Raw genomic sequence first — 10,651 nt, 5'->3', positions numbered from 1 at the left:
AGCGGCCTGAGCGGCCTGAGCGGCCTGAGCGGCCTGAGCGGCCTGAGCGGCCTGAGCGGCCTGAGCGGCCTGAGCGGCCTGAGCGGCCTGAGCGGCCTGAGCGGCTGGCTCTCTGGGGTTTGGTTGGTCGGTTGGTGCAGGGCGACACGTGGAATTTCGGCCTGACTCAGCGGCCTGACTCGGCGGAGTGGGCTACTTGAGCGGTGCTGCTTGGTGGCGGTGGCGTCATGGTGCCGGTGTTGGCGTTGGGTGGCGGCTGTGCCGGTACCCGGGGTTGAGTGGTGCTGGTGCTGGTGCTGGTGCTGGTGCCTGCTAGCTGGGGGCGGTCCAGTGAATGGCGTGTAAGGGAATGGTCGGATTGCGCTGTTGGAGGGCGTATGGCCTGGTGGGCTGTGATCTGTTGCCGTCGGCGGGCTTCCTGCGTGACTGTGCAGGGTTGATGGGAGGTTCGCAGTCGCTGCAGCGGGGTGTTGCCGTTCTTCGAGGGCGGTCATGGTGAAGCGGCGCTGAAGGGGGCGCCTGGCTTAGCTGGGCTGATGACAGAGGTTGGGCGCGGGGTGAAGCGGATTTGGTGATCTTGTGAAGGGGTGAGGGGCTTGCCGACGGAGTGGATTGCGAGATCTACCACCTCGCCGGTGCCTCGTTTGAGACAAGCAGCCTCACGCCTTCAACAGCTTCTGCTTATCTCTTCGCCATCCACTCACCACCGGCTTCGTTACGGCCGGCTTCGCTACGACCGGTCTTGTCATCGTCGGCCCCACCACGTTTGCTGCCGCTGGCTACTTGCCGGTTGGGGCTTCGTGGGCTGGTTGTTGTGGTGTTGGTGGGGCGGTGAAGAGGAGCGGTCAGGTGGTCTGGTGTAGGGCCTTGGTTAGGGCGGATAGGCGGTGGGGGGAGGCCAGGCCTGCGTGGTACAGGTGGAATTCTGAGGCTCCGGCCTTGGCGTACGCCCTGAGGAGGTCGGCCAAGGTGGTGGCGTCGGCTGGGCGGGGTGGGAGGGCCAGGACGTAGGCGCCTACTCGTTGGCCTGGAGTGGACAGTTCTTGCAGGCGGGTGAGGCGGGCGGAGTCCGTGGCGGGGTCGCCCCAGCAGTTGCCGACCAGGACGTCTGCGCCGGGCTCGCCCTCCGGAAGGGCGGCGAAGGCGGCGGCGGCCCAGGGGTCTGGGTTGGCGTGCAGGGTGATCGGGGTGTTGGGGGCGGTGCTTCTGGCTACGGCGATCAGGCGTTGGCGGAGGGTTGTCGAAAGGGAGAGACGGATGGTGCGCACCTCGTCCGCCAGGGAGCCCAGGGCCTCCTCGATGGTGTCGGCAGGAGGGGAGGGCTTGGCGTCGGTGGTTGACGGGGTTGTGCGGTCTATGGCCGCGCGGACCTGGGCTTTTGTGGATTCTGGGTAGCGGGGGGCACAGGCTGCGCAGAAGCAGAGGGAGAGGAGGTCGGAGTCGGTCGCGGTCCAGTCGGCGCCGGAGGTCTTCTCGTGGACGCTCTGGTGGCCGAAGCCCATCGGGCCGCAGGCCTCGAGGATCAGGCCGTCCGGTTCGCCTACTTCGAGGATCTCCTGGACCAGGCGTTCGCAGTACTCGATGACGTCCTCGTGGGCGGGGCACAGCGCGTACGGGTACGGGTCGTCGAAGGCGTTGCGTACGGTCAGGTCAGGGTGGGCCGTGCCCAGGTGGGAGTTGTGAGTGAGGACGGTCCAGGCGTGTACCTGGAGGCCGACCGCCTTCAGGGCGTCTCTGGCCTGGAGGTAGGCGTCGGCGGGGGTCCACGTCGGGCCTACCGGGACCAGACGGGACCAGGCGGACGTTCGGATGGGGAGGTAGAAGGCCGGATATGGGACATCGAGTACGCGATGGGACGGGTGGTACGGCGTGGCCGCCCGCGTCGAGTGGTAGCTCGCCGCCAGGGCCACCGCTTCCACGCCCAGGGCTGCCAGGCGGGCGGGGGCCGAGGGGTCTCCGACGACGTCCCAGGGGTAGAGGTAGGCGATGTTCACCAGCGGGGCCTCCTGGCCGAGAAAGTGGGGTTGAAGCGCTGCATGTACGACGCGTCGTCGCGGGCCACGATGCCGCACTTCTCGTACTGCTCGTTCATGACCGCGAGCGCGTCGCGGTCCAGTTCGATGCCGAGGCCCGGACCCGCGGGCACCGGTACGGCGCCGTCCACGAACTTCAGGGCGCCCGGCCGGACCACGTCCTGGCCGTCCTGCCAGGGGGTGTGCGTGTCGCAGGCGAACGTGAGGTTCGGCGTGGCCCCGGCCAGATGGGTCATCGCCGCCAGGCTGATTCCGAGATGGGAGTTGGAGTGCATCGACATCGCCAGACCGAACGCGTCGCACATGGCGGCGATGTGCGAAGAACGTACGAGACCGCCCCAGTAGTGGTGGTCCAGGAGGAGTACGCCGATCGCGCGGGAGGCCATGGCGGGCGGGAAGTGTTCCGGGGTGACCACGCACATGTTCGTGGCCAGCGGCATGGGGACTGCGGCGGCCACCTCCGCCATGCCGGAGATCTCGGCGGTCGGGTCCTCCAGGTATTGGAGGACGCCTTCCAGTTCGCGGCCCACGCGGATCGAGGTCTCCACCGTCCAGGCGGCGTTGGGGTCGAGGCGGAGCGGTATGCCGGGGAACGCCTCGTGCAGGGCGCGGATGGCGGCCATTTCCTGGTCCGGGGGGAAGACGCCGCCCTTGAGCTTGATGGACGTGAAGCCGTACTCCTCGATGAGGAGCCTGGCTTGTTCGACTATGCCCGCTTCGTCCAGGGCTGCGCCGAATCTGTCCGGCTCCTCGCCGGGATGGCCGGCCCACTTGTAGAAGAGGTAGGCGCTGTACGGCACGGCGTCCCTGACCTTGCCGCCCAGCAGGTCCACGACCGGCACGCCGGCGGCTTTGCCGCGAATGTCCAGGCAGGCCACCTCAAAGGGGGAGAAGACCCGGTCGATGCTCTTCTCCTTGTTCGCGACGCCGGTCAGGCCGTGCAGGTCGCGTACCGGGTTGCCGACGATCGTGCTGATCCTGGCGTACATCGTGTTCACGGCGTGGACGTCGAGGCCGATCAGGGCCTGCGCGCATTCGCGTACTTTGCCGAGATGTTCGAGATCGCCGTAGGTCTCGCCCAACCCGGTCAGACCTTGATCTGTGACGACCTCGACAATGGTATGGAGGGCCCACGGTTCGTGGACTCCGGCGGCGTTCAAGAGGGGCGGATCCCGGAAAGCTACAGGTGTTACGTGGATCTGCCTGATGATCATTCGATCGCCGTCCATATATGTGAACAATGGCCAGATTTGTGGACAAGTTGCCGCAACTGTAAGAATCAGGCTGAAGAAGTGTCAAGACTCCGAAGGGCCATTCGATGATCTACGGACACGACCCCAGGACCGGCGAAACCGTGGGCGCCGCCCTGCCCGAGACCGACAGCGCCGAGGTCGACTTGGTCGTTTCCGCCGCGGCCGCCGCCGGATCCGCCTGGCGGGCGACCCCGGCGGCCGAGCGGGCGGTCGCGCTCGAGGCCGTCGCCGACGCGCTCTCCGCCCACGTGGACGAGCTGTGGCAGCTTGCCGACCAGGAGACCGCGCTCGGCGAGGTGCGGCTGCGGGGCGAGGTGGCGCGTACGGCCGGGCAGTTCCGGCTTTTCGCCCAGGTGATCAGGGACGGCGGTTATCTCGAGGCCATCATCGATCACGCCGATGCTTCGCTCGCGCCGCCCAGGCCCGACGTACGGCGGATGAAGCACCCGCTGCCCGGCGTCGTGGCCGTCTTCGCGGCGAGCAACTTCCCGTTCGCGTTCTCGGTGGCCGGTGGTGACACCGCCTCCGCGCTGGCCGCGGGCTGCGCGGTGGTGGTGAAGGCGCACCCGGGGCACCCGAACACGTCCGAGCGGGTGGCGAAGATCGTACGGGAGGCGCTTCCGTACCCGGACCTGCTGGGGCTCGTCCAGGGGATGCAGGCGGGCGCCGACCTGGTGCGGCACCCCGCGGTGGTCGCGTCCGGGTTCACGGGGTCCGTGGCCGGGGGCAAGGCGATCCAGAAGCTGATCGACGAGCGGGAGGTGCCGATTCCGTTCTTCGGTGAGCTGGGCAGCGTCAATCCCGTCGTCGTGCTGCCGTCGGCGTCGGCGAAGGAGATCGCCGCGGGCTTCGCCGGGTCGCTCACGCTGGGGGTCGGGCAGTTCTGTACGAATCCGGGGCTCATGTTCGTGCCCGAGGACGACGAGCTGCGCAAGGCCATCGTGGAGGCCGTCGAAGGCACCACCGGTGGGCCCATGCTGGCCGAGCGGATCAGGGACGGGTACGTCGGGGGCGTCGAGCGGCTGGGTGAGCTGCAGTTGCTGGCCGAAGGTAAGCCGGGGGAGGGGAACTGGGCGGTCACGCCCAAGGTGTTCACCGCCGACCTTGACACGTTCGCGGAGAAGCTGCCGCACATCGGCGAGGAGTGCTTCGGGCCGGCGTCGATCGTGGTGACGTACCGGGAGGTTTCGGAACTGCGGCCGGTTCTCGAGCGGCTCGAGGGGTCGCTGACCGCGACCGTGCACGGCACCGAGCCGGAGGAGGTCGGTGACGTCGTCGAGGTGCTGGGCCGGAAGGCCGGGCGGCTCATCTGGAACGGGTGGCCCACCGGGGTGGCGGTGTGCTGGGCCATGCAGCATGGTGGGCCCTGGCCTGCGGCTACGACGACCTCTACGTCTGTCGGGGCTACGGCCATCGAGCGGTGGCTGGCGCCTACGGCCTATCAGGACTGGCCCGAGGGGCTGCTGCCGGAGGAGCTCAAGGACGGGAACCCGCTGGGGATTCCGCGCCGGGTCGACGGGCGTTTGCAGGCCTGAACGGAGCTTGGCTCCTGAATGGGGGCTCGGCTCTGGGGGAGTCGGCTTGACGTGATTGCGGTTCGCGGTTCGCGGTGATGTGGACCGGTTCGTGTGCCCGTCTCTTGGGGGAAGGGGCGGGCACGGGGACGAAGGGGTGGACGGATAGGGTGCGGGGCCGGTGTGGTGCGGGGCCGGGATTAGGCTCCTGCGATTTCCAGGCCTGTGGTGATGAGTTGTTCCAGGGTTGCCAGGTGGTCGTGTTGTGGGTCCACCAGTGGGGGGCGTACGCCTCCTACAGCCAGGCCTCGCATTCGTACTGCGGCCTTTACCAGGGATACCGCGTAGCCGGGTACTTGGTCGCGGAGCTCGACCAGCGGCAGGTAGAAGTCCGTCAGGAGGCGTTGGGTCAGTACCTCGTCGTTGCCTGTGACTGCCTTGTAGAACGCCAGCGCGATTTCGGGGGCGAAGGCGAAGACGGCGCTTGAGTACAGGTTCACTCCGAGGCCGCGGTACGCGGGGACCGTCAGTTCGGCGGTGGGGAGGCCGTTGAAGAACGTGAAATCCTTGTCGGTGGAGCGGCGTACGGTCAGGATGATGCGCTGCAGGAGGTCGAAGTCTCCGAGGCCGTCCTTGAAGCCCACCACGTTGGGTATCTGGGCCAGTTCGGCCACGGCTTCTGGGGTGAAGCGGGCCGTGCCGCGCTGGTAGACGATGACGGGGAGGTCGGTGATGGACACCACCTCGCGGACGTACCGGACCAGGCCGGCTGACGGGCCGGTCACCAGGTAGGGCGGCATCAGGAGTAGACCGTTGGCGCCCTGAGCCGCGGCGGCTCGGGCCAGGGCCTTGGCGGTGGGCAAGGGGCCGCCGGCGCCGCTGAGTACGGGTACGCGGCCGGCCGTCGCTGTGACCGAGGTGGACACCACCCGGGTGTACTCCTCGAGATCGAGGGCGTTGAACTCGCCGGTGCCGCATGCGGTGAACACTCCTCCCGCCCCGGCCGCCACCCCTGCGGCTACGTGCTGGGCCAGCACGAGTTCGGCGAGGTCGCCATCTTGCCCGAACGGGGTCACAGGGAAGAAGAGAACACCATCCAGCCGCATCAGCGGTCCTTTCCAGCGGTTGCTCGCTCTGTGGGGGTGGGGAGGGCAGGTCGGCTTGGGCTCGGCGTGGGGAGGGCGGGTCGGCTTGGGTTCGGGGAGGGGCGGGTCCGGATGTCGCTCGGCCGGCTCGTTTCCAGTGCCGTGAAGGACTCGCGGTTGCTCATCCTCGGGAAGTGAGGGAGGGATGAAGGGCTGGGAGCAGATGGTGGGTCGGGAAGGGAGCCGGGGCCGGGGAGAGGGAAGGCGGGAGAAAGGAAAGTGGTGCAGGTCGCCATGTGGCCTGCTGACCGCTGGACTGGTGACCGGCGGCATGGGCGCCTGGGCTCTGCTGGTTGTATCGGTGTGAAGGCTGGTGGTCGCGCGTTTGGCGGCGGGTGGTGAGGCGGTGCATGGGGGTGGTGCGTGGCGGGACGGTGAATGGGGCGGTGGGGGGTGAATGGGCTGCAGGGTGGTGCGGTGGCTAGGCGGCGGAGTGCCGGGGGCGGTGGGAGGGCTAGGCAGCGGGGTGGTGGGGTGGTGAGAGGGCTGGGCAGTGGGGTGCTGGGGTGGTGGGGTGGTGAGAGGGCTGGAGTGGTGTGGTGGTTGGGCGGAAGCGCTGAGGGTGACGCGTGGGCTGGGCGATGGGGTGGCTGGGCGGAGTACGGGGGTGGCGCGTGGCGAGATGTGCGAGGGGGGCGGGTGGGGGGTGGTGAATGGGGCGGGTGGGGGTGAAAGAGATGGGTGGGGGTGGGCGGGTTAGCGGATGCCTTCGCGGCGGAGGGTTGCGGCGAGTTTGCGGGTGTGTTTGATCGCGGCCTCGGTGACCTGCTCGATGTCCGGAGGGCCGAGCCGGGCCGGCATCGAGCAACTGATCGCGTCTGTCGCCGGGATGCGGTAGTCGACCGCCACCGCCACGCAAGCCACCCCCGGCGTCCCCTGCTCACGCTCGTACGCCCACCCCCGCGTCCGCACCTGGTCGAGCTCTCCGGTGAGTTTGACCATGTCCGTGATCGTGTGGTCGGTCAGTGCCGCCAGCGGATCGGGGAGCAGCGCCTCCACCTCGTCGTCGGTGAGCTGGGCGAGCAGCACCTGGCCGAGCGCCGTCACGTGGGCGGGCAGCCGCCGGCCCACCCTCGGGATGATGTGATCGGCCTCGCGTGACTCCCGGGTCGCCAGGTAGAGCACGTGGGCCCCGTCGCGGCGGGCGAAGTGCACGGTCTGGCCGATCTCGTCCCGCAGGTCTTCCAGAGTCTCCTGCGCGAAGGGCAGGGCGGGGTCCTTGTCGAGGTAGGCGGTGCCGGTGAGCAGCGCGTGCGGGCCGATGCCGAAGGCGGATCTGGCCGAGTTGGTCTCCACCCAGTTGAGCTCGACCAGTGTCCGCATGAGGGCGTGCAGGCTGCTGCGCGGGAACCCGGTGCGCTGCTGGAGCTCCGACAGTGTCAGATGGTCGTGTGAATCGGCGAGCGCTTCCAGGATGCGTACCGTCCGCTCCGCGGACTTGACCAGCTGGGGCTCCATACTCATCCCATCTCGTATCCCTCGGCGGACCAGGACATCCAGGTTATTGGATACCGTCCAGATACATGGACCCTTAACCCTTTACCGCGCCGCTTGTCAGACCGCGCATGAACTGCCGCTGGAAGGCCAGGAAGGCGATGATCGACGGCAGCAGCGCCAGCAGAGAGGCCGCCAGCAGCACGCCGATGCCGACCTCCTCGTCGGAGCGGAGTGAGCGCAGCGCGATGGGCAGCGTCCACATGTCCGACTCCGGCGCGACGATCAGGGGCAGCAGGTACTGGTCCCAGATCATCGTGAAGCCGAAGACGCCGATCACGCCGAGGGCCGGGCGGCACAGCGGCAGGATGATCGTGGCGAAGATGCGCAGCTCGCCCGCGCCGTCGATGCGCGCGGCCTCCTCCAGCTCGACCGGCACCTCCTTCATGAACTCGGTCATGACCAGGATGGAGAAGCCCCAGGCGCCGACGGGCAGGATCATCCCGGCGTACGTGCCGATGAGGTTCAGGTGCAGCAGTGGCATGTCGGCCAGGACGAGTGAGAGAGGGATCGCGATGATCTCCTCGGGGAGCATCATCGTCGTGAGCATGAGCAGCATCACGAACGTCATGCCCCGGAACTTCTTGCGGGCCAGCGAATAGGCGGCGAAGACGCTCACCAGCATCTGCAGCAGCAGCCCGAAGCCCACGACCACGAACGAGTTGAGCAGGTAGAGGTAGACGTTCTTGTCCTGGGCCTGGACGAAGTTCTCGAGCGTGAACTCGTCCGGCCAGAAGGTGAAGGCGGTCGGGTCGAGGGTCTTGCTGAACGAGCTCATCAGCAGCCCGACCAGCGGCCCGGTGAAAACGGCCACCATAAGCCCATAAATCAGGACCTTGCCGACAACGGCCAACGGCCCCCGCCGCGACTCCAGCCCCAGCGCGCTGTCGAACCTCATCTCGCCTGCCTCCTGCGCAGCATCTGCACGACAACGGTGAGCGCCAGCGTGGCCAGGAACAGCACGATCCCGCCCGCCGAGGCGACCCCCAGCTCGTTCTTCTGGAACCCGAGCTTGTAGATCAAGGTCATGAGCACCTCGGACGAGCCGTTCGGGCCGCCGTTCGTGAGCACGTAGACCTCGACGAACACCCGAAGCCCGCGGATGGCGGCGAGGGTGAACAGGATCCAGAACACCGGCCGCAGCGCCGGAAGGGTGATGTGCCGCAGCCGCCGCCAGGTGGAGGCGCCGTCCACGGCCGCGGCCTCGTACAGGGTGCGGTCGACGCCGACGAGCCCGGCCAGGAAGATCATCATGTCGTACGGGGTCCCGCGCCAGATGCTCATCAGCATGATCGACCACAGCGAGGTGTCCTCGCTGCCCAGCCAGGGCTGCGTGTCGATGCCGACCCAGCCGATGATCGTGTTGAGCGTCCCGTTGGGGGCGGGGTGGTACAGGATGCGCCACACCTCGGCCACGGCCGCCATCGTCGTGACCACCGGCAGGAAGGCCGCGGTCCTGACGAACCACAGATACCGGGCGGGCCCCTCGATGAGCAGGGCGAAGCCGAGGCCCAGCACGAGGGAGCCGACCGTGGTGCCGAGCGCCAGCACGATGCTGTGCCAGATGGCCGCGCCGAACTCGTCGTCCGTGATGATCGTCTGGTAGTTCGCCCAGCCGACCCACTCGTCACCGAGGAAGGTCTGGACCTTGAACAGACTCTTCCAGAGACCGACGAACATCGGGATGAACTTGAAGTACAGGAACAGCAACAGGGCCGGCGCCAGGAACAGCCAGGCGATCAGCGGACCCCGCCACCGCGCCGCCTTGGGGCGGTGGCCGGGGGGCGCCGACCGGCTGCGCGCCGGGGCGAGTGTCGAGGTCATGACGCTTTCTGACTCTGCAGTTCCTGGGTCAGCTTGGTGTTGGCCTGCTCCATGGCCGCCTTGACGTCGGCGGAGCAGTCGGCCCAGACGGTGTTGATGGCGTCGGCGGAGTCCTGGCGGATCGGCGCCCAGTTGGGCACCGGCGGGGCGTAGACGGCGTTCGCGTACGAGTCCTGGAACACCTTCCAGCGCGGGTCCTGCCGCTCGGCGGCCATGTCGACCTGCGTGTTGACGGGCAGGCGGACGATGGCGCCGTTGGCGTCCTTGTTCATGCCGATCCTCTGGCCGTCGGGCGAGATCGCGAACTCGGCGAACTTCTTCTGCGCGTCCTGGTTCTGGGAGCCGGCCATGAGGTAGACGTTCTCGCCCTCGCCGAGGGTGCCGGGGCCGCCCGACGGGCCCTTGGGCACGGGCAGGACCTCGATCTTGTCGGTGCCGATGCTCTTGACGAACCTGGCCAGCACGTACGGGCCGACCAGGTAGATGCCGCCCTGGCCCTTCTCGAACACCTCGTGCGTGACGGTCGTGTCGTTGCTGACGGCGCCGGGGTTGACGGTCTTGGACTTGCAGAACTGGTCCTGCAGGTATTGGACGGCCTCGACGGTCTTGGGGTCGTTCATCGAGGCGGCGAACTTGCCGGGTGCGGCCGCCTTGATGAAGTCGCCGCCGTTGGCGTAGATGAGCGAGGAGGCGTACCAGGAGGCGTAGCCGCGCTTGGTGCCCGCGGGGATGACGAAGCCGGCGGTGTCCTTCTGGCCGTTGCCGTCGGGGTCCTGCTCGGTGAACGCGGTGGCCAGCTTGGACAGGTCTTCCCAGGTGGCGGGCGGCTCCATCTTCACCTTCTCGCGCCAGTCCTTGCGGACGATCAGCGCGAACGCCTGGGCGGAGAAGGGGGCGGCGTACGACTTGCCGTCGCTGCCCGTGGCGGCCTTCCACGACAGCTCCGACAGCTTGTCGCCGCCGGCCAGCCCGGCCTTGTCGACCTCGCGGAGCCAGCCCTGCGACTGCATGTTGCCGAGCTGGGCGGTGTCGTTGATCACGATGTCAGGAAGCTGCTTCTGAGCCGCTTGCTGGTTCAGTTTCGTTTCGAAGTCGTCGAAAAGCGCCACGACTTTTGTTTGAACGCCGCTGGCCTTGGTAAAAGCGTCGGCGAGCTTCTTGGCCGTCTTGGCGGAGTCGGAATCCGGCGCCTGCCTGATCCATATCTCCAGCGTGTTGTCCGAACCTGATCCCCCGGAGCCGCAGCCTGTCAGCCCTACGGCCAGGGTCGTCATGATCGCGACCCCGAGTAGACGACGTGACATCAGACCGCCTCCCGTTCACATACGTGGACATGAGTCGTGCTCTTGGATGTGTGCCTGTGAACGTAACTAGTGGCATGGCTCACG

Annotated in this window: 8 protein-coding genes; 1 reads left to right on the top strand and 7 read right to left on the bottom strand. The window is 67.8% G+C overall.

Annotated features, from left to right (window positions below; translation table 11 throughout):
- Positions 1–845: 845 nt before the first annotated feature.
- On the bottom strand, positions 846–1,994 hold the full coding sequence (locus AB0I15_RS43795; protein ID WP_358110079.1) for a hypothetical protein: 1,149 nt from the start codon (positions 1,992–1,994) through the stop codon (positions 846–848).
- On the bottom strand, positions 1,991–3,247 hold the full coding sequence (locus AB0I15_RS43790) for a glucarate dehydratase family protein (RefSeq protein ID WP_358110201.1): 1,257 nt from the start codon (positions 3,245–3,247) through the stop codon (positions 1,991–1,993). Before AB0I15_RS43790 ends, AB0I15_RS43795 begins: the two co-directional genes overlap by 4 nt.
- 104 nt (positions 3,248–3,351) lie before the next feature.
- Between AB0I15_RS43790 and AB0I15_RS43785 the strand changes: the two genes are divergently transcribed.
- Positions 3,352–4,821: an aldehyde dehydrogenase (NADP(+)) gene (locus tag AB0I15_RS43785; RefSeq protein WP_358110076.1), complete on the top strand. Its 1,470-nt coding sequence runs from the start codon at positions 3,352–3,354 to the stop codon at positions 4,819–4,821.
- A 179-nt stretch (positions 4,822–5,000) separates the two neighbouring features.
- Here AB0I15_RS43785 and AB0I15_RS43780 read toward each other — a convergent pair whose 3' ends face one another.
- The 5 genes from AB0I15_RS43780 to AB0I15_RS43760 form a co-directional block, all read right to left on the bottom strand.
- Positions 5,001–5,906: a 5-dehydro-4-deoxyglucarate dehydratase gene (locus AB0I15_RS43780; protein ID WP_358110073.1), complete on the bottom strand. Its 906-nt coding sequence runs from the start codon at positions 5,904–5,906 to the stop codon at positions 5,001–5,003.
- Positions 5,907–6,641: 735 nt separating this feature from the next.
- On the bottom strand, positions 6,642–7,403 hold the full coding sequence (locus tag AB0I15_RS43775) for an IclR family transcriptional regulator (protein WP_358110070.1): 762 nt from the start codon (positions 7,401–7,403) through the stop codon (positions 6,642–6,644).
- 73 nt (positions 7,404–7,476) lie between these two features.
- Complete coding sequence (locus AB0I15_RS43770; RefSeq protein ID WP_358110067.1) at positions 7,477–8,337, bottom strand: carbohydrate ABC transporter permease; 861 nt, start codon at positions 8,335–8,337, stop codon at positions 7,477–7,479.
- Positions 8,334–9,263 carry a sugar ABC transporter permease gene (locus AB0I15_RS43765; protein ID WP_358110064.1) on the bottom strand — a complete coding sequence of 310 codons (930 nt, stop codon included), beginning with the start codon at positions 9,261–9,263 and terminating at the stop codon, positions 8,334–8,336. Before AB0I15_RS43765 ends, AB0I15_RS43770 begins: the two co-directional genes overlap by 4 nt.
- Positions 9,260–10,567 carry a sugar ABC transporter substrate-binding protein gene (locus AB0I15_RS43760; protein WP_358110061.1) on the bottom strand — a complete coding sequence of 436 codons (1,308 nt, stop codon included), beginning with the start codon at positions 10,565–10,567 and terminating at the stop codon, positions 9,260–9,262. Before AB0I15_RS43760 ends, AB0I15_RS43765 begins: the two co-directional genes overlap by 4 nt.
- Positions 10,568–10,651: the final 84 nt, after the last annotated feature.

It is taken from the genome of Nonomuraea sp. NPDC050643 (genome assembly GCF_040654715.1).
Lineage (GTDB): Bacteria > Actinomycetota > Actinomycetes > Streptosporangiales > Streptosporangiaceae > Nonomuraea.
The sequence above is the reverse complement of the archived record's forward strand: the minus strand, read 5'-3'. Positions and strand labels throughout refer to the sequence as shown.